The organism is Streptomyces nymphaeiformis, assembly GCF_014203895.1.
Lineage (GTDB): Bacteria > Actinomycetota > Actinomycetes > Streptomycetales > Streptomycetaceae > Streptomyces > Streptomyces nymphaeiformis.
In genome coordinates, this window is record NZ_JACHJY010000002.1 from 624,589 (window position 1) to 644,012 (window position 19,424).

The following is a 19,424-nucleotide window of genomic DNA, read 5'->3' on the forward strand; positions in this document are numbered from 1 at the left end:
GACAGGTGCGTCACAGTCGTCCCGCCTCCACGATGCGTCGCAGGAACGCCTTGGTGCGTTCTTCCCGAGGGTCGCCGAAGATCTGCTCCGGTGGGCCCTGTTCGAGGACGGTGCCCTGATGGAGGAAGCACACCTGGTGCGCCACCTCCTTCGCGAAGCCCATCTCGTGGGTGGCGAGGAGCATCGTCATGCCGTCCTCGGCGAGGTCGCGCACGATGTTCAGGACCTCGGCGACCAGCTCGGGGTCGAGCGCCGAGGTGATCTCGTCCAGGAGCAGCAGCCGGGGCCGCATCGCGAGCGCCCGGACGATCGCGACACGCTGCTGCTGTCCGCCCGACAGCCGGTCGGGCAGCGCCTTCGCCTTGTCGGCGAGGCCGATCCGGCGCAGCAGCTCCATCGCCCGCTCCTCGGCCTCTTCCTCGCCCAGGACGCCGAGCACGGTCGGCGCGAGGGTGATGTTGTGGAGGACGTCCATGTGCGGGAAGAGGTTGTAGTGCTGGAAGACGATGCCGACGTCCCGGCGCAGCCGGTCCACGTCGACGCCGCGGCCGGAGACCGGGTCCCCGTCGAGCACGATCCGCCCGGCGTCGATGGTCTCCAGGGCGTTGACGCAGCGCAGCAGGGTGGACTTGCCGCAGCCGGAGGCCCCGATGAGGGTGACCACCTGATGCTGATCCACCGTCAGCTCCAGTCCCCGCAGCACCTCGTGGGCGCCGTAGGACTTCCGTATGCCTTCGATCTCGAGAAATGCCATGGGGTCTCAGTCGCCCTTCGAAGCCGTGCCGGACCGGGCGAGCAGCCGGTCGGCGAGCCGGGTCTGCGGGATCGTGATCACGACGAAGAGCGCGGCCACGACGGTCACGGAGGAGAGGTTGAAGTCGTTGGAGGCGTAGATCCGCGCCTGGTTGAACGCGTCGATGGTGCCGATGACGGTGACCAGGGCGGTGTCCTTCTGCAGCCCGATGAAGTCGTTGAGCAGCGGCGGCACCACCCGGCGCACCGCTTGCGGGACGACGACGTGCCGCAGCGTGCGGGAGTGGGACAGACCGAGCGAGCGGGCGGCGGCGGTCTGGCTCCAGTGGATGGAGTCGATGCCGGACCGGTACACCTCGGCGACGTACGCGCCGTACGTGAGCGTGAGCGCGAGGATCGCCGCCCAGGTGGGGGTGAGCGCGCTCAGCCCGGGGATCTCGGCGAGCGGCAGACCGAAGCCGATGAGGTAGATGACGACGATGCTCGGCACGGCGCGGAAGACGTCGATGTACGCGGTGGCGAGGAGACGCAGCGGGCGCCCGGCGCGGCCGGGGGCCAGTTTGGCGACGGCGAGCAGCAGACCCCAGGCGAGTACCAGGACCTCGGCGGCCACGGCGATGAAGACGTTGGTGCCGAAGGCGCGGGCGACGTCGGCGGCGCTCGACGCGATCGCCTCGGGGCTGAAGAACGTGGCCTGGACGGCGTGGTCGTTGGCGAGGAGGAAGAGCGTGAGCGAGGTCAGCAGGAGCACCGCTGCGGACGCCCCCACCGTGACCCAGGCCGACTCGCGGGCGTCGGCCGCCTCCGCGCGTGCCTCGGCGAGCCGCGAGCGGTCGGTGGCCGCCTTGCCGGCCCGGGTGGCCGCACGTACTGCCTGGCCGGCCGGTTTCAGTACCGCCAGTGCGCCGAGCCCGCCGGCGACGGCCATGGCGCGCAGCGTCCAGGACCAGGCGCCGTCGGCGGGCGCGGCCTGCCACAGCACCGCTGCGGTCCAGGCGGCGCCCAGGCACACGAGCACGGCGACGGCGAGCGCGGCGGGCGGCAGGACGCGCGGGAGCCGGACGGAGGGCGGGGGAGCGGTGACGGGGGGCTTGGCGGTGGTGGTGGCGCTCATCACAGGCTCCAGACGGGGATGGTGGCCGGGTCGCCGCCGAACGCCTTCGCGAGGTGCTCGCGGGAGAGACGGTCGAGCGTGCCGTCGCGCTTCAGGGTGGCGAGGAGGCCGTCGAGGGCGGCGGTGTCGGGGCCGTTCTTGGGCAGGATCGCGCCGTACGACTCGCCGGTCGCGTACTGGCCGACGACGGAGAGCGCGCCCTTGGACTTCGCCGCCTGCCCGAGCAGGATCGCGGTGTCGGTCAGGGCGGCGTCGATGCGCCCGGACTGGAGCGCGGCGAGCATCTCGGGGTCGCCGGGGAACACGGACACCGGCTTCTCGGGCTTGAGTTCGTCCTTGACGAAGGCCGCGCCGGAGGTGGCCTGCTTGACGCCGAGGCGCAGTCCGCGGATGTTCGCGGAGGTGACGGAGCCCGGCTTGGCGAGGACGCCGATGTCGGAGTCGAAGTACGGGGTGGAGAAGTCGACCACCTTGCGCCGCGCGTCGGTGATGGACACCTCGGCGAGCGCGAGGTCGTAGCCCTTCGCCTTGCCGGCGACCATCGCGTCGAAGGAGACGTTGCGGATGGTGAGGGTGTCGAGGCCGGCGCGGTGGGCGATCTCGGCGGCGAGGCAGTACTCGAAGCCGCTCTTGATGTCGGCGACGGTGTTGCCGTTCCACCATCCGGCGGAGGGCAGGTCGCCGGCGACGGTGAGGGCGCCGGGGGTGACGGTCTTCAGCTTCAGCTCGCCGCGCTTGCCGCTGACCGTGCAGTCGCCGTAGCGGTTGCCCTGCGCCTTGGTGTCGGCGCTGGTGGCGTCACCGCCGGGGCCGGAGGAACAGGCGGTGAGGGTGAGGGCGGCGGCCGCGAGCAGGGCGGCGGCGCGGACGGGGGACCGGAGGAGGGAGGGAAGGGGACGGCGCACGGGGGCTCCCGGGGCTCGGAGAAGGAAGAAGGGGGTGAGGGGGGAGGGAGATCGGATTCCCAAAACCTTTTGGGTGGCGGAATGCCGAGTATGCTGACCCAAAAGGTTTTGGGAGTCAAGGGTGAGGAGGACCCGGCGATGGGCAGGCCCAAGGACACCGGCCGGACGGCCGGAGCGGGGCGCGGTGCCGAAGGCGGACGCACCGTCGGAATCAAGGACGTGGCCCGGGCGGCCGGCCTCTCCATCACCACGGTCTCGCACGCCCTCAACGGCAAGGGCCAGGTCAGCACCCGTACCCGCGAGCGGGTACGGCAGGTCGCCGAGGAGCTCGGCTACCGCCCCAACCCCGCCGCCCAGGTCCTGCTCTCCGGCCGCACGGGAGTGATCGGCCTGGCCGCCGGACACCAGAGCTCCGAGCCCTGGGAGCGCACCTACCGGCCCTACTACGCGGCCTTCACCGCCGGCGCCATGGTCGAGGCCGTCGACCGCGACTACGCCCTGGTCGTCGTGCCCGTCGGCCCCGGTACGGACCTGTGGACCCGCATCCCGATGGACGGCCTGATCGTCGTCGACCCCATCGCCGGCGACCCCGTCATCAACGAGGCCCTGCGCCGCGGCCTCGCCGTCGTCACCGACGGCCGCCCGATCGACCCGGCCCACGCCGAACTCCCGTACGTGCAGAGCGACATCGTCACCGGCATCGGGCTGGTGATGGACCATCTGCACGACGCCGGCGCCCGGCGGATCGGGCTGCTCAGCGGATCCGAGCTCGACTCGTTCACCCTCGACAGCGAGCAGACCTACGCGGAGTGGTGCACCACCCGGCACCTCCCGGCCGCCGTCGAGCGCACTGCCCCCGGCGAGCCCGCCCGCGACGCCGCCCGCCGCCTCCTCGCCACCCGACCCGACGCCGTCCACGCCCTCAACCGCACGTACGGCGAAGCGGTGTTGGCCGCGGCCCAGGCGCTGGGCCTCTCGATCCCCGGGGACCTCATGGTCACCGTCATGGACGAGGTCGAACCGGGCACCCGGCCGGCCCTCACCACCCTCAGCCTCGACCCCCGGCGGGTCGGCTCGGCCTGTGCGGCGGCCCTCATCGACCGCCTGACGGGCGCCGAACCCGAACCGGTCACGGTGCCGTCCCGGCTCGTCCCGGGGGAGTCGACGCAGCGGGGCTGAGCGGTACGCGTACCGCGTGCCGTCCGAGGACGCCCGGCCCGCGCTCGCCCGCCTTGATCGCTACGATCACTACTGAACCTGATCGCGTGATGTCGGGGCGGCCGCCTGGGAGGGGATCCTCCCACGAGCCGTCGCCTGTCGCGGTTGCCGACCACGATGCGCAGTGCCCGGGCGGCGCCGGGGGATTCGTCGTCGCCCAGGACGACCGACATCTCAGGACTCCTCGCGCGCGCCGTGGGAGTGGACCAGGGCGGGGTCGGCCACGCTCGGGCGCTCCCGCCAGAACGACGGGGCTCGCAGGCGCCAGGCGATCATGACGATCACTCCGGCGAGGGCGATGCCGAGACCGATGACGAGCGGGGGGCCGAGGCCGAACCACGAGGTTCCGCTGTACGAGTTGGCGGGATCGGCCATGTCGGTGACCGACCGCACCAGGAGCCACGCGAGCAGTCCGGATCCGACCAGCGGGCCCAGCCCGATGAACAGGAGGTTGTGGACGCTCGCGAAGAGGTGGCGACGGTAGTAGACCACGCAGGCGATTCCTGTGAGCGCGTAGTAGAAGGCGATGAGCAGCGAGAGCGCGGTGAGCGAGTCGAAGAGGGCGTTGGAGCTGATCTGACTCACCGCGAGGTACCAGGCGATGGCGATGCCGGCGACCCACCACGTACTCACGTCGGGGGTGCGGAAGCGCGGGCTGATGTGGCCGTACGGGGAGGGCAGCGCCCGGCGGCGGGCCATGGAGAGCGCCGTACGCGAGGCCGGGATGATCGTCGTCTGCGTGGAGGCGATGGCGGAGGTGGAGACGGCCAGGAGGAGGATCCAGTCCCAGCCGCCGAGGACGTCCGTGGCGAGCCGGGCGAAGACGAACTCCTCGTCGTCCGCGTTCTCGGCCAGGAACGTGGGACCGGCGTACGCCACGACGGCGAATCCCACGGACACGTAGGTCACCAGCAGGATGACGGTCGACCAGAGCCCGGCCTTGCCGGGGGCGGTCGCGGAGTCCTCGACCTCTTCGGTGAGGTTGACCGCCGATTCCCAGCCCCAGTAGATGAAGACGCCGAGGAGCAGCCCGCTTGTGAGCGCCGCACCACCGGCGCCGAACGGATTCAGCCAGCTGAGGGCAGGTTCCACAGCGTCGTACCTGCTCGTGCCGTCGTAGACGCTGTGGAGCGCCACGCCCACGAAGACCAGCAGGCAGGCGACCTGGGCCAGGATGAGGACGTTCTGCACCTTGGCCGACAGCTCGGTGCCGATGACGCACACGGCCGTCATGACGAGGATGAGCAGCACGGTGAGCAGCCGGCGGACGAGGCCGTTGTCCACCCAGCCGTCCAGCCCGAAGGAGAGCAGGGCGAAACTGACGGCCACGTCGGCGAGCGAGCCGATGACCAGTACTCCGGTCATCGTGATGGCCCATCCGCCGAGCCAGCCGGCCCACGGGCCCATGGCGCGCGTCACCCAGGAGAAGGTGGTGCCGCAGTCCTGGTCCACCTTGTTCAGGTAGTAGAACGCCGACGCGATGAGCAGCATCGGGACGAAGGACGCGACCATGACGCCGGGTGCGTAGATCCCGACCAAGGCGACGACGGGCCCGATCACGGCGGCGAGGGAGTAGGCGGGAGAGGTGGCGTTGAGCCCGATGACGAGAGCGTCGACGAACCCGATGGCGTCGGCCTTCAAACCCACGGTTCGCCCGGCGGGCGCGGCGTCCTCTGCGGCCATGTTCTCTCGCTCTCGCTCTCGCTCTCGTCGAGCCGGGCAGGACGGCGAGACCCACGCCTTCAGCGTAGGGAGGCCGGATCAGGCGTGCATGCGCAGGAGCGGGCGGCGCCCCGTCCACGTCGTCACCGACGAGCCGACGAACCTGTCCGTGCACGACCCGAGGGCCGTACGGGACCCTCGCCGACGCGGGGAATCGGCTGTCCACTCAGGGCACGGCCTGCCGTCCTCTGTCAGGCCCCGCCGCGGAGGCCGACCGCACCGCAGGCTGACCGCTCCGACAGAGACCGAGCGCGCCCGGCTCGACGGGCTGCCGGGCCGGGCGCACAGACGTCTTTGCCCGGACCGTCTTTGCCCGGACACGTCGCGCGTCCGGTCGTCCGTCACCCGGAGAGGGTGTCGCCCCCCCCACCAGGCAACGCGCTTCGCTCATCTAGAAGAACCCGAGCTTCTTCGGCGAGTAGCTGACCGGAAGGTTCTTGGTGCGCGCGGGGCGCCGGAGAAGGGCGGGATGCCGACCTCGTGGGTGTCCGGGCAAGCGACGGCCAGGTCAGTGAGGCGGCCGGTGTCGAGCTCACGGGAGTGCACCCCCGTCTGGACGAGCGGATCACCCTGGGGCGCTGAGCCCTGACGGGTTCCGTCGTCGGGGGTGGTGCTCAGAGCACGCCGACCAGCACGATGACCAGGGCGGGCAGTGCGACGAAGACGGTGCCGAGGTAGACGGCGAGGACCCACCGGTGTTCGGAGGCGATGCGGGCGAGGGTCTCGGCGCAGAACAGTGGTACGGGGCGCAGGAGTGGTATCACGTAGATCGCGATGATCGCGAAGAGGTTGTAGAGCAGGTGGACGAAGGCCGCCTGCAGGCCGATCTTCGCGTCCTGTCCGACGCCTGCGAAGGCCGCGAAGACCACGGTGAAGGTGGTGCCGAGGTTGGAGCCGACGACGACGGGATACACCTGTGCCGGGGTCAGGATGCCGGTTCCGGCGAAGGGCACCAGTACGGAGGTGGTGATGGTGGAGGACTGGGTGACGACGGTCACGCCCATGCCGGAGGCCATGGCGAGGTAGGCGTTGCGGCCGACGGCCTTGAGCAGAAGGTCGCGGGCCCTGCCGACCATGAGGAGTTTGAGGAGTTTTCCCAGGTAGCGGACGGCGATCAGGATCAGCGCGGCGCCGATCAGGATGGTGAACAGCGGGCCGAGGGTGCTGCTGATGTGGGAGGTCGTGTGGATCACGGCGTGTTCCACCGGTCGGGTGGCCGCCCGGATGAAGTTCAGGTGGGCGGGGTTCGGCAGCCAGTCCGTGCCGTACAGCGCATCGGTCAACGTCCCGCTGAGGTGTTTCAGCGGATGCCAGATCAGTTCGACGGGGAAGAAGATCAGCAGCGCGAGCCAGTTGTAGAAGTCGTGGACGGTCGAGGCGCCCGGTGCCCTGCGGAACTCCGTGCGGTCGCCGATGAAGGTCAGGGCGACCAGGCTGGTCGTCACGGTGGTGCCGACGTTCGCGCCCAGGATGATGGGGATCGCGCCCTGGATGGGCAGCGCGCCCGACCCGACGGCGGTGACGGCGATGGCCGTGGTGGTGGTCGAGGACCGGATCAGGACGGTGCCGAGGATGCCGACGCTCAGTCCGACCCACGGGTGTGCGGCGAAGGCGAACATGGTGTGTGCCGCGTCGCTGCCCAGCCCGGCGAGTCGCCGGAAGGGCCTCGCCCGGAGGCGTCGCCCTGTGTGGGGCTGGTGTCCGGCCCGTTGCCGGATGTGGCCTCCGCCATGGATCATGGCTACGAGCCCCTGACGAGGGGCGCACGTGGCTGAGCGCCGTACGTGTGCAACGAGCGGCTGGTGCCGTCAGTGACTGCGGGTTTCTCCCGGCCCACTGGCCGGCGAGTCGGTGGGCCCGCACGATCGTGGAGTCCACCGACATCGTCCGAGCCGGCTCCCCGTCGGCGTCGGCCTGGGCCGTCAGCGCGGTGAACACGAGGCCCTCGGAGGAGACATCCGGTCCTGGCCCGTGGACTGGAACGAACACCCCGGGCCCCTCGTGCGGACGAAGACCGCCGAGGAGACCCACCACGAAGTCGCTGCTGACCGCCGACGAATCTCCGACTCGGATCACGAGGCTCGGCGGGCAGCATCCCGCCCCCGGCGAGCATGGTCGCCGCGGTCGGAGGCGAGAGCGCGGGCCGGGCTGTCTGACTGCTGTGGACTGCGACGGACGACGCCTAGGCGCGATGGGTGCCCTCTGAGCGGATGGCGCCGCGCACGCCGGTGGTGACCACGACGATCAGGCACAGGGCGATGACGGTCTCGGCCCAGAAGAAGGCGAACCAGTCCATCACGCAGCCGATCGGCGGTGCGCCGGGAGCGGTGTTGCGGAACGCCGAGAGAGCGAACAGCGTGGCGGCCATCCAGGCGAGGGCGGGCCAGACCACACCCTCGCCACGGGTCGTCAGATACCAGGCTCCGAGGAGCACGGACGACGCCAGCGCCCACATCACGACCATCATGAAGACCGAGAAGACGAGCAGGCTGGTCGATCGGGACAGTCGCAGCTTGACGACGGCGTCCTGTCCGGAGGCCGGGGGCGTCGTGAAGGCGGAGAAGCGCGTGTCGTTGTTGGAGAAGAGCATCCGGACCGGCACCTCCTTGCCACCCATCAGTGCCCAGAACTCGATGTCGGTCTCGTAGGTGTCGAACGGGTAGTCGCCGATCGATCCCCCTGTGATCGCGACCTGCACGTCCTTGGGAGTGAGCCGCTCGTGTGCTTTGAACTCCAGGTCGCTGAGGGTCGCCACGGAAGTCTGGAGGCTGAGATCGTCCACCGGGGCGGTCGCCTCCTCCTCGCCGAGAGCCCCACGGGGGGTGACCCTGACCCGCAGGACGAGTTCTCTGCCCGAGGCGTCGACGCTCTGGACGACGGCCTCCACCTCCACCCGGTCGGCGGCTCGGGATCCGACGGCGTGGACCGTGTCGGTTGCCTGCCGCTCGGAGAACTGCAGCCGGGACCCCACGGACACCGCCACCACGATCAGAACCGCAAGGGGAATCAAGACCGGCAGGAGCGACACCCCGGAGTGGCGTGTGCTGGGTGAGCGTGAGGGTGAGGCCATGGCGACTCCGACGAGGTGAGAAGGGCACGTGGAGTCACCCTTCGATCGCAGAGGGCCACTGTAGGTGTTCGGCGGCTTGCCGCCGTGGAAGTGGAGGCCCGGGAGCCGAGCCGCAATGGTCCAGATCTTGGTAAGCGGGATGCCCCTGGGCGTGCCGGGTGCGAGCCCCTTGTCAAGCGTTCCATCCGGACCACGGCCTCGACCGTCCCCGACCGTGCGGGGCGACTGGTCGGTCGAGCGTGGCCGGTGGCCTCGGCCGTGACTGTCGGTCAGGCCCGCGGGGTGCGGGGCTCCAGCCGGAACTCGAAGCCGAGGGTGCCCGGGTCGAGTGCGGTCGCGCCGCCGTCGACGGTGAGCACCGCACCGTTCACGAACGAGGCGGCGGGTGACAGCAGCCAGGCGATGGCCTCCGCGACTTCGTGCGGCTCACCGGGCCGCCCGGCGGGCAGGACCCGGGTCACCTCCTCGTACGCCGCTTCCAGGCCGTTCCCGCCCAGGCCCGCCTCGTCGGCGAACCGGCTCATTCGGCGGTCCGCCATGTCGGTGCGCACCCAGCTGGGGCACACGGTGTTGGCGCGCAGTCCCGTGCCCCCGTAGTCGACCGCGAGCGAGCGGCACAGCTGGAGCAGCGCCGCCTTGGAGGTGGCGTAGGCGGCGTTCCCCACACCGTTGCGCAGGGCGGACACCGAGGCCACCGCGACCACCGCGCCGCGGGCGTCGAGCAGGTGCGGGAGCGCGGCGCGCAGCAGGAGGAACGGACCGGTCAGGTTGGTCCGCATGACCTCGTCCCAGTCCTCCAGGGTCACCTCGCCCACCCCGCCGCCCCGCCCGATGCCGGCGTTGAGCACCAGTCCGTCGAGCCGCCCGTACGTGCCGACCACCGTCTCGACGAGCGAGGTCACCGCGGCGGGGTCCCCGATGTCCGACGGTACGGGCAGGGCGCCGGTCTCCTCGGCGATCAGCCGCAGCGGTTCGGGGCGGCGCCCGGACACCGCCACCTTGTGTCCCGCCCGGGCCAATGACTGCGCGGTCGCGGCCCCGATCCCCGTTCCGCCCCCGGTCACCAGGTACACGCGCTCGTCCGCCATGTCCGCCGCCCCTCCCGTGTCTCGTCCGCCGTCCCCGTTCCGGTGATCTTAGGCGCGCCGCTCGGGGCCGGGCCGGCCGGCGACACCCGCATCCGTCGGGTCTCGGGCCGACCGCCGGTACCCGACTGGTCGTCCGCCGTTCGCGCCTCACTTCCCGCCCAGCCGCGCGGCGGACGACGCCATGTGCACGTAGCGTAATGTTACGCTACGAATCGTGACAATCGAGCCCGAAGGCATGCCTCGATACCAAACGAGCGCGCCCAATCACGTCTATTACTTCGACATCGGGACCGGCACCTGGCACGGAAAGGCCACCTTCCGCGTCACCTCCTGGCGTCGTCTCATGCGCAGCCGCATCGGGTTGCCCAACAAACTGCTCGCGACCGCCATGCACACCATCGAGCTGCTCACCGGTGCGCCACGGCAGGAATCGACGATCGTGGCGAAGCCGGACGAGGGTGAGTTCGGCCAGGCCGACAACGTGGTCAAGATCTCCAAGTTCGGCGTGACCCTGTACCTCCTGGAAGAGCAGTACGTACTGGACAGCAACGGAACCGGAGTCACTGTGCACGGGAAAGAGAGGCTCGGCCCTGTGCCGGGCCTGCTCACGCGGACCTTCATCTACACTGCGGAAATTCGCGACGAAGGAATGGCCGCGACTTACCACATGCCGCTGCTCGCGACCCCTTGGACCGGGAACTATCAGGTCGCAGCCGACCGTCAGAGCATCTTCGCTGAATTGTTGTGTGACTGGGGCAGGGTGACCGAGGAAACCCGCCGAATCAGCGTGCCGGCTTAGCGGGCGGCAGGAACACACTCCCGATGACCACCGAGTCCACGCTCCCCGCCGAAAAGGTCAGCCTGGTCGCCGGATCGCTCGCCGAGCGGGTCAGGCAGTACGACACCACGCACGATCGCCGGGCCCCGTTCGCCTACACCTACTACCGCCTCACGGCGACGCTCGCCACAGCCTTGGACACAGGCACCCCCGCGTTCAACAACCCGCCGTGGGTCGCCGAGCTGTGCGAGACGCTCGCGTCGGCCTACTTCAGCGCGATGGACAGCGTCGACGAATGGCTGGCAGAACGATCCGGTGGCTCCGCAGACGAAATCCGTCCCAGTGATCTGCCGGACTCCATCCCCCCACCATGGCGAGATGTCATCGCGGCTTCGAGTGTCCGGCGCTCCTACATGCTGGAAGACGTGCTCTTCTCCATGATGGCGCACATCTCGTACGACCTGCCGGGGGCGTTGCGGCGCATGGCGACGCCTGCGGACGACCGCAGCCACATCGCGGACTTCCACCGTATGAACGACGTGCTGGCGTCCTGTATCGACACGGTCCAGGACGACCTTTCGTCCAGGTACATTCATGGGCTCAGCTCTCTGGACAAGCTGTTCACCCGTAGTGACGAACTGTTGACCAATTATGGGATCCGGGTCGCACGGGGCTTGGCCTGGTTCAACTGCGACAGACTCCTGGACCCGGATTCGACCGAGGAAGCGACGCGGTCGATCAGCAGGAGCACCGCCGCGCTCATTCACGAAATCCGCTCCCCCGACGACTGGAAGCTGCGCGCCGGCTTGTGGATTCTGCGCAGATTGATTCCCGATCGTCGGCACTGGCCCGCGGCGGGCACGCCCCTCGCGTAGGAAGTCGAACGCGGTGGGGATGCCGGACGACGCGCCTCGACCTCGCGTCGGTGAGCATCCCGGTCACCGTGCACCACCTCAAGTGTGAGATCAGCCCGGGGGAGGCTGACCGCCAGATCCGCGCGGACCAGTTCGATCAACGGGCGTCCCTCCGCCTCGTACGGGGCGTACGGACGAAGCTCGGCCGCCGCGCACGGTGATCGTGCGGCCGGTGGCCGTGAGCCGCACCGTCACGTCGAGGCTGCCGCCGTGCTGGATGGCATGGGCGACGAGATCGTGGTCCGGGAATGGTCCGGATCTTGACCGTGATCCTCGTTTGCGAACCTGTGGGGGAGTGGGATTCCTGCAGACTCCTCCGGCGCCGGAGGAGCGCACATCCCGGATTCCGCAACCTGGCGCGGGAGATCGCGGGCGTCAGCGCTGCGTGTGGATGAAGCCGATTTTGTCGATCTCGTCGCCCGATCGGCCGTGGAAGCCGGTGATCTGCCAGCCGGGAGGGGCGGTGTGGGTGACGCAGTCCGAGGTCGGCGTGCCGCCGGCGAGGGTGTGGCCGAGATTGGTGCTGAACCTTGCGTGGAAGATCCGGGTGCGGCCGTCCTTCTGGGCCCGGCACACGTGCGCGGTCGTGACGTACTCCCCGCTGCCGAGCGTGAGGGAGGTCGTGGCGCCTCCGGTGCCGCCGTGGGTGAGTGTCGTGCCGTTGTCCAGGGTGATGGCCAGCCGGTCGATCCGGGAGCCGGCGCTCAAGGTGATGGTGGTGGCGCGGGCGCCGGCGGGGACGCTGTCGATGTCGTTGAAGTGGTCGCCGTGCGGTCCGCCGAACTGCTCGCTCAGTCGGAAGTCAGGGTTGCGCGACCAGGAGAAGCCCACCGCGACCGGGTCGTGGTCGGAGAGCATGAGTCCGTCGCCGGTGAGGAACGCGGCGTGCTCGTTGTTGTAGGAGGTGGCGTTCAGGGAGACGAGTCTGCTGCCGCGGTAGAGGACCTTGTCCACGACCTCGCAGGTGTTGGGCACGGTCGGCTGGGACTGGTCGCAGACGAGGGCGTCACTGCCCTTGGTGGGCGGGGTGCCCTTGCGGATCAGCCCGACCCAGGCGTCGGTGAGCGCGTTGGCGGCGGCGAACTCGGCGATGGTGTCGCCGGCGCGGGTGTAGCGGGTGTTGGTGTCACCCATGACGACGACCGCGTTGCCCGCCGAGTGGGCCGTGATGAAGGCGGTGAGTTGCTTCAGGTTGTCGGCGCGTGAGTTCAGATCTCCCGCGTTCGTACCCGCGTTGGTGTGGAGGTTGTAGAAGTCGACGTACACACCCTCGGCGAGGCGCTGCCGGGCGAAGGTGAAGCCCTTCGGGGTCAGGCAGTCGCCCGAGTCGTACTGGCAGGAGTTCCAGCGGACCCGCTCGAAGTCGTCCGCTTCGTAGGGGGTCTTCGACAGCGTGTTGAGGCCGCTGCCGATGCCCGCCCCGCCGCTGGTGGGGGTGCGGTACGGGTGGGCGGTGTCGGCGGCGTAGAGGCGGGCGTGGTGGTTGAAGTCCTCCTGGACGTGGACGATGTCGTACGCCTCGATCCGTCGGCCGATCTCGGTCGTGGCGGGCTCGCGGGGCGTCGGCGCGCTGGAGATGCCGTCGGGAAGCCCGGCGACGTTGTAGGTGAGCACGCTGAACGTGCCCGAGTCGGCGGCCGTCGCCGGTGGCGCCGTCGCGGTGAGTCCGGCGAGTGCGGCTGCCGCCGCCGTCAGGCAGGCGAGGAGTCGGCGCATGGGTGGCTCCTGGTGGTGGGGTTCCGGCTGGGTGCGCGGCGCCGCCGGGACCGGGCGGGAAGCGTCCGCCCGGTCCCGGCCGGCCGTGGTTCAGGCGCAGGCGCTCCCGTTGAGCGTGAAGGCCGTGGGGGAGGGATTCGCACCTGTGTGGGTGCCCTGTACTCCGAAGTTCGCGGTCGCACCGGGGGCGATCGCCCGGTTCCAGTCGGCGTCGCGGGCGCTGACGGTGGTGCCGTTCTGGGTGACGGTGGCGTTCCAGGCGCTCGTGACGCGCTGGCCGCCCGGGTAGGCCCAGGCCAGCTGCCAGCCGTCCACGGCCGTCGGGCCGGTGTTCTTGACGGTGACGGTCGCGGTGAAGCCGGTGTTCCAGACGTTGTTCACCGTGTACGTCACCGCGCAGGCGGCGGTGGGCGGTTCGCCGCCGGTGGAGGTTCGTTCGGCGGCGTAGGCGGCGAGCCAGGCCAGGGGGGCGTTCCAGTTGATCGCCACCTCGTTGGTCGAGTACGAGCCGATGTCGTCGACGTAGCAGGCGGCGGGCGCGCAGCCGGTCAGTTTCTCCTGCGCGACCGGGTCCTGGAGCGCGCTGTCGGGACCGCCCGCGAGCGACCCGGCCGGCGGGTGGGGCAGGGAGGCGTCCAACTGGTGGGCCCAGAAGCGGTGGTGCTGGTTCTGTGAGGACCTCTCGCCGTGGCCGGTCACGTACGACATGCCGAGGGCGTTGCGGCCGAGCAGGTAGTCCATGGTCTCCAGCGCGCCGGCGCGGTAGCGCCCGTCGCCCGTCAGCTCACCGGCGACGGCCATGACGATCGCGTCGTTGGCGACCTCGCCGTTCGAGCCCCAGAAGTATCCGTCCGCCGGGACGGGCACGGCGTAGCCCTGGGCGGCCATCCTGGACAGATAGCCGTCGGCGGCCGTGGTCACCGAGGACCTGATCCGGACCAGGTCGGACGCGGGCAGGCCGTTGGGGACGGTGGCCAGGACGAGCCGGCCGAGCGCCGCCGTGTCCGCCCAGCCGAAGCCGTACGGGCTGAACGCGTCGGCAGAGGTGTGCCAGGACGAGGAGGTGACCGCGTCCCGGTAGGCGCTCTCGCCGGTCGTCGCGTACAGCTCGGCGGCTGCCCAGTAGAACTCGTCGGTGACCCGCGTGTCCTCGTAGGCTCCGCCGCCCGTGCTGTCCGAAGCCGACGCGTACAGGGCGGGGTTGGCCTGGGCCGCGGTCCAGGCCCGGCGGGCGGCCGACAGGCACCGGTCGGCGTACGCGGAGTCGTACGGGCGGAAGACCCGGGCGCACTGAGCGGCGGCCGCCGCGAGGTTGAGGGTCGCCGCCGTGGACGGCCGGTGCAGCTCGCGGGGCTGCGCGTCCTGGTCGGGACGCAGCGGCATGCCGGTCCAGGCCGCGTCGTGGACCTTGTGGAAGGCCATGCCCGCGTACGGCCTTCCTTCGGGCACCTGCATGCGCATCAGGAAGTCGAGCTCCCACCGCGCCTCGTCGAGGACGTCGGGTGTTCCGTTGCCGCGTTCGGGGACGCGCAGGGTCGAGTCGCCCAGCGCGGCATCCCTGCCGGCCCGCTTGGCCCGCTCGAAGGAGCTGACGACCAGCCAGGTGGAGATGCCGCCGTTGACCACGTACTTGCCGTGGTCGCCCGCGTCGTACCAGCCACCCCTGACGTCCTGCGTGTAGTCGCACACGGTGGCCTGGCACGGTACGGACGTGTCGCCCTGGTTGGGCGCGACGCCGAGGTGTCCGGCCGGGCGTGCGTAGGCGGGACCCACCAGGGAGGCGTCGATCGCGATGCCGCTGCGCTGGTGGTGGAAGAACGCCATCGAGTCGGAACGCAAGGTGTCGTAGAGGTCCGCGCGGATGTCGAAGGGTGCGCTGCTGTTGCCGTCCACGGACAGGACGTATCCCGGGCCCGTGCTCCGGTACGAGGAGAAGTCGGCCACCTGGACGGACTGCCCGGAGGGGGTGTCCGCGCCGCGCGGGACGGTCGATCCGGAGGCGACCAACGTGCCGGACGCGTTCCGCAGCTGCCAGGAGAGCGCCTGCGTCGCCGTGGTGACGACGGTGGCGCGCTTGGGTCCGTCGGGCAGGTAGCCGACCTGGTTGACGCGTACGGCCGTGGTCGCCGCCGTGGCGGCGGGGACGTCCGCGGCGGCCGGTACGGACGCGAGACCGCCCAGGAGGAGGGCGCCCGCCAGCAGGGCGGTGGGGAGACGTAACGAGCGAGAGGGTGGCATGTGCGGCTCCTGTGTGTCGTCGGGGGAATCAGCGAGTGGGTCGGTCTGCGTGAGCAGGCCCGTCTGCCGGGAAGGCGGAGACGGTCTCCTCCGGCCGACCAGGACGCCGCCGGAGGACTTGCCCGAATGAAGTGGGCATGTCAACGATTTCCTCTTTGCCTCCCTGATGGTGGGAGCGCTCCCAAGCGATGGAGAATCGAGCACCGGTCGAGGGGGCGGAGATCTGAGCGCAGATTAGTGAGGCGCACTTACACCGTCAACGGGGTCGACGCGGTGGCGCGAAGTCGACCGCCTGGCCGGTCCACGGGACGCGACGCTCGTGCGGGTAGCGTTCGGTGCAATGGTGCAGGCGGTCGACCGCCGCGACGGAAGGACCCGATTCTGAACCCCCAGCTCGCGGAGACCCTGTCCGCGGCCCTGCTCGTCCTCGTGCTGGCCTGTGCGGTCATCCGCCCCTTCGGGTGGCCGGAGGCGGTCGTGGCCGTCCCGGCCGCGGTCCTGGTGGTCGTCACCGGGGCCATCTCCCTCGACGACGCCCTGGCCGAGGCGGAACGGCTCGGGCCGGTGATCGGCTTCCTGGCGGCCGTACTGGTGCTGGCTCAGCTCTGCGACGACGAGGGGCTGTTCCAGGCCTGCGGGGCGTGGATGGCGCGTACGGCGGCGGGCCGGCCGCGCCGGCTGCTCGTCCAGGTGTTCCTGGCGGCATCGGCGATCACCGCCGTGCTCAGCCTGGACGCCACGGTCGTGCTCCTGACCCCGGTGGTCTTCGCCACCGCGGCCCGTATCGGCGCCCGTCCGAAGCCCCATGTGTACGCCTGCACCCACCTGTCGAACACGGCCTCCCTGCTGCTGCCCGTCTCCAACCTCACCAACCTCCTCGCCTTCGCGGCCAGCGGGCTCAGCTTCACCCGGTTCGCCGCCCTGATGGCCCTGCCGTGGGCAGCCGCGATCGCTGTCGAGTACCTGGTCTTCCGGCGCTTCTTCGCCACCGACCTGGACGCGGGAGCGCAGGCCCCCGCCGTCGTCGAACCGCCGCCGCTGCCGCTGTTCGCCCTGGTGACCGTGGGATGCACGCTCGCAGGCTTCGTGCTGACCTCGGTGGTCGGCGTCGACCCGGCGTGGGCCGCCCTGGCAGGGGCACTCGCCCTCGCCGTACGGGCCCTCATCCGCCGCCGCACCAGTCCCCGTGCGCTGGTCCGCGCCGCCTCCGTGCCCTTCCTCGCCTTCGTCCTGGCCCTCGGGATCGTGGTCCTGGCAGTGGTGGACAACGGTCTCGACGACGCCCTGGGACACCTGATCCCCGACGGCACCGGCCTGCCGGAACTTCTCGCCCTGGCCGGACTGGCCGCCGTCCTCGCGAACGTCATCAACAACCTGCCCGCGGTCCTGGTGCTCCTGCCGTTGACCGCCCCCTCGGGGCCCGGCGCCGTCCTCGCCGTCCTGCTCGGGGTGAACATCGGCCCCAACCTCACCTACGCCGGCTCGCTGGCCACCTTGCTGTGGCGGCGTATCGTCCACGCCCACGACGGTGAGGTGGAGCTGAAGGAGTTCACCCGGCTCGGCGTGTACGCCGTACCCACGAGCCTGGCCGCCGCCGTACTGGCACTGTGGCTCTCGCTGACCGTCATCGGAGGAGGCTGAACCCATGGCCGTGGTCGTCTGGATCGTCGAAGGCACGTGGCGCGCCTGCGTGGACGCCGCCCGCGCGCACACCCCGGCGGACGCCGACGTCGTCCTCCTGCACGTCACCCCCGCCGACGTCCCGGGCGCCGCGCACGGCGCCTTCGCCGGACTCCTCGGCCGCGGCCACCCCGCGGGGCACCGCCCGGCCGAAGGCTGGGGGAGGGACCCCGGCACGCGCCTGGAACACCTCGCCGCCACCTCCGCGCGGCAGCTGCTCCAGGACGCCGCCGACCGCCTGGACCGCCCCTGCACGCGTACCGAACGCACCGGCCGCATCGAGCGCGAGGTCGTCGCCGCGGTCGAGGGCAGCGACCTGCTGATCCTGGCCAGGGACGGCGACCGCACCCACCTCGGACCGCACAGCCTCGGCCCCGCCGCACGCTTCGTCGTCGACCACGCCCCCTGTCCGGTGCTGCTCGTGTGGCCCGAACCGCCGCCAGGACTGCCCACCATGCCGCCCCCTCCCCCGCATCTTCTGTAGCCGGCTCGTCGACGAACTCCTCGACGCCGGCGTCCGGCCTGCCGCCGCCCAGAGAGCGGCCGCGCCCGTACGCTCCCGGATCGCGGCCTCCCCGTGGCGATCACCGAGAACGGCGCCGCCTTCGCGCTTCGGCGCCGTCCACGTCGACCACACCACCCGGATGCGAACCCCGAAGGCCGGTGCCCGCTGGTACGGCAGGGCCATCGCGACGAACGCGATCCCGCAAGGTGTCAGGTGCGGGTCCAGCGCTGGTTGCCGCCGTTCCAGCAGGAGTAGAGCTGGATCAGGGTGCCGTTGGCGGTGCCGCCGGCGGCGGCGTCGAGGCAGAGGCCGGACTGGACGCCGACGATGGTGCCGTCGGAGTTCAGGCGCCACTTCTGGTTGTCGCCGCCCCAGCAGCTGTAGATCTGGACCTTGGCGCCGTTGCCGGTGCCGGCCGCGTCCAGGCACTTGTCGCCGTAGACCCTGAGCTCGCCTGCGGCGGTGTAGGTCCACTGCTGGTTGGTGCGGTTGTTGCAGTCCCACAGGTCGAGCTGGGTGCCGTCGACGGTGGCGGCGCCGGGCACGTCCAGGCAGCGGCCCGAAGCGACGCCCTTGATCGGTCCGGAACCGGGCGAGGGGGTCGGAGGGGTGGTGGGGGAGGCGGCGTTGAGTGCGTTGAGGACGGAGGTGTACGCGGGCTTCTTGCTGCCGTCGCCGTTGAACAGCAGCGGCGTCTGATCCGCTCGCCAGGAGTCGGTGTCGCGCACGCCCCAGACCGTGACGCCGAGGCAGCGCGGGACGGCCAGGCAGTCGTTGGTCACGTTGGCGTAGGTCGTGGCCGAGGCGCCCTGGATGTCGAGTTCGGTGACGGCCACATCGACGCCGAGGGCGGCGAAGCTCTGCAGGGTGGTGCGGAAGTCGCTGTTGTACGGGCTGTCGCTGTTGAAGTGCGACTGGAAGCCGACGCAGTCGATCGGCACGCCGCGCTGCTTGAAGTCCCGGACCATCGCGTACACGGCCTGGGTCTTGGCCCAGGTCCAGTTCTCGACGTTGTAGTCGTTGTAGCAGAGCTTGGCGGCCGGGTCGGCGGCGCGCGCGGTGCGGAAGGCGACCTCGATCCAGTCGTTGCCGGTGCGCTGCAGGTTGGAGTCGCGCCGGGCTCCCGAACTGCCGTCGGCGAAGGCCTCGTTCACCACGTCCCACTGGGCGATCTTGCCCTTGTAGTGGGCCATCACGCCGTTGATGTGGTTGGTCATCGCCTGGCGCAGCGCGCTGCCGCTGAGGCTCTGCATCCAGCCCGGCTGCTGGGAGTGCCACGCCAGGGTGTGGCCACGCACCTGCTTGCCGTTCTGCACCGCCCAGTTGTAGACGCGGTCGCCGGCGGTGAAGTCGAACCGGCCCTGCTGGGGTTCGGTGGCGTCGATCTTCATCTCGTTCTCGGGTGTCACCGAGTTGAACTCGCGGCCCGCGATCGTCGTGTACGTCGAGTCGTTGAGCCGGCCCGAGGCGATGGCGGTTCCGAAGTAGCGGCCGCTCTGGGCCGCCGCGCCGCCGAGCGTGCTCTCGGCGGCGTGTGCGGTCAGCGGTGCCACCAGCACGGCGGCCGGAACGAGGACGCCGCCGACCAGGGCCGTACAGAGGCCGCCGATCTTCCGGCGGACGGTGGTCGGGGGAATGGCGTTTAAGCGCATGGCTGAGCCTCCAGGGCGGAAATCAGGGAAGAATCGGCGCGCGGCAGAATGAAACCGCTGCGGCGGCTGGT

The 19,424-nt window shown here is 70.7% G+C and carries 15 protein-coding genes; 5 read left to right on the forward strand and 10 right to left on the reverse strand.

Going from position 1 to position 19,424, the window contains the following annotated elements:
• Positions 1-10: 10 nt before the first annotated feature.
• From GGE06_RS08630 to GGE06_RS08640, 3 genes are read right to left on the reverse strand one after another with little or no spacing between them, the layout of a single operon-like run.
• Positions 11-754, reverse strand: coding sequence for an amino acid ABC transporter ATP-binding protein (locus GGE06_RS08630; RefSeq protein WP_116157088.1), 744 nt, complete (start codon positions 752-754; stop codon positions 11-13).
• Positions 755-760: 6 nt separating this feature from the next.
• Positions 761-1,867 carry an amino acid ABC transporter permease gene (locus tag GGE06_RS08635; protein ID WP_184930442.1) on the reverse strand — a complete coding sequence of 369 codons (1,107 nt, stop codon included), beginning with the start codon at positions 1,865-1,867 and terminating at the stop codon, positions 761-763.
• Positions 1,867-2,772, reverse strand: a complete 906-nt coding sequence (locus tag GGE06_RS08640; RefSeq protein ID WP_220378512.1) for an ABC transporter substrate-binding protein — start codon at positions 2,770-2,772, stop codon at positions 1,867-1,869. The genes GGE06_RS08635 and GGE06_RS08640 overlap by 1 nt, the downstream gene beginning before the upstream one ends.
• 138 nt (positions 2,773-2,910) lie before the next feature.
• Between GGE06_RS08640 and GGE06_RS08645 the strand changes: the two genes are divergently transcribed.
• Positions 2,911-3,951: a LacI family DNA-binding transcriptional regulator gene (locus GGE06_RS08645; RefSeq protein WP_116157086.1), complete on the forward strand. Its 1,041-nt coding sequence runs from the start codon at positions 2,911-2,913 to the stop codon at positions 3,949-3,951.
• A gap of 213 nt (positions 3,952-4,164) precedes the next feature.
• Here the strand turns inward: GGE06_RS08645 and GGE06_RS08650 are convergent, their stop codons facing one another.
• From GGE06_RS08650 to GGE06_RS08665, 4 genes are all read right to left on the reverse strand, one after another.
• Positions 4,165-5,673, reverse strand: a complete 1,509-nt coding sequence (locus GGE06_RS08650; protein WP_116157085.1) for an APC family permease — start codon at positions 5,671-5,673, stop codon at positions 4,165-4,167.
• A gap of 653 nt (positions 5,674-6,326) precedes the next feature.
• A complete protein-coding gene (locus tag GGE06_RS08655; protein WP_376773521.1) occupies positions 6,327-7,430 on the reverse strand; it encodes a Na/Pi symporter in 1,104 nt (367 codons plus the stop codon).
• 464 nt (positions 7,431-7,894) lie between these two features.
• Positions 7,895-8,782, reverse strand: a complete 888-nt coding sequence (locus tag GGE06_RS08660; protein ID WP_116157083.1) for a DUF4436 family protein — start codon at positions 8,780-8,782, stop codon at positions 7,895-7,897.
• A 269-nt stretch (positions 8,783-9,051) separates the two neighbouring features.
• The gene (locus GGE06_RS08665) at positions 9,052-9,870 is read right to left on the reverse strand and encodes an SDR family NAD(P)-dependent oxidoreductase (RefSeq protein WP_116157082.1); all 819 of its coding nucleotides are present in this window, start codon (positions 9,868-9,870) and stop codon (positions 9,052-9,054) included.
• A 214-nt stretch (positions 9,871-10,084) separates the two neighbouring features.
• Between GGE06_RS08665 and GGE06_RS08670 the strand changes: the two genes are divergently transcribed.
• Positions 10,085-10,669: a hypothetical protein gene (locus GGE06_RS08670; protein WP_147321036.1), complete on the forward strand. Its 585-nt coding sequence runs from the start codon at positions 10,085-10,087 to the stop codon at positions 10,667-10,669.
• A 23-nt stretch (positions 10,670-10,692) separates the two neighbouring features.
• Positions 10,693-11,523 carry a DUF5995 family protein gene (locus tag GGE06_RS08675; RefSeq protein WP_147321035.1) on the forward strand — a complete coding sequence of 277 codons (831 nt, stop codon included), beginning with the start codon at positions 10,693-10,695 and terminating at the stop codon, positions 11,521-11,523.
• A gap of 414 nt (positions 11,524-11,937) precedes the next feature.
• On the opposite strand, the gene GGE06_RS08680 is transcribed toward GGE06_RS08675, so the two are convergent.
• Positions 11,938-13,278, reverse strand: coding sequence for a jacalin-like lectin (locus tag GGE06_RS08680; protein WP_116157078.1), 1,341 nt, complete (start codon positions 13,276-13,278; stop codon positions 11,938-11,940).
• 90 nt (positions 13,279-13,368) lie between these two features.
• Positions 13,369-15,516, reverse strand: a complete 2,148-nt coding sequence (locus GGE06_RS08685) for a glycoside hydrolase family 9 protein (protein ID WP_116157077.1) — start codon at positions 15,514-15,516, stop codon at positions 13,369-13,371.
• Positions 15,517-15,897: 381 nt separating this feature from the next.
• Between GGE06_RS08685 and GGE06_RS08690 the strand changes: the two genes are divergently transcribed.
• Positions 15,898-17,157 (forward strand): SLC13 family permease, encoded by a 1,260-nt coding sequence (locus GGE06_RS08690; protein WP_184930623.1) that lies wholly within the window; start codon positions 15,898-15,900, stop codon positions 17,155-17,157.
• A 4-nt stretch (positions 17,158-17,161) separates the two neighbouring features.
• Positions 17,162-17,680 (forward strand): universal stress protein, encoded by a 519-nt coding sequence (locus tag GGE06_RS08695; RefSeq protein ID WP_116157076.1) that lies wholly within the window; start codon positions 17,162-17,164, stop codon positions 17,678-17,680.
• 230 nt (positions 17,681-17,910) lie between these two features.
• Here GGE06_RS08695 and GGE06_RS08700 read toward each other — a convergent pair whose 3' ends face one another.
• Complete coding sequence (locus GGE06_RS08700; RefSeq protein WP_184930444.1) at positions 17,911-19,353, reverse strand: endo-1,4-beta-xylanase; 1,443 nt, start codon at positions 19,351-19,353, stop codon at positions 17,911-17,913.
• Positions 19,354-19,424: the final 71 nt, after the last annotated feature.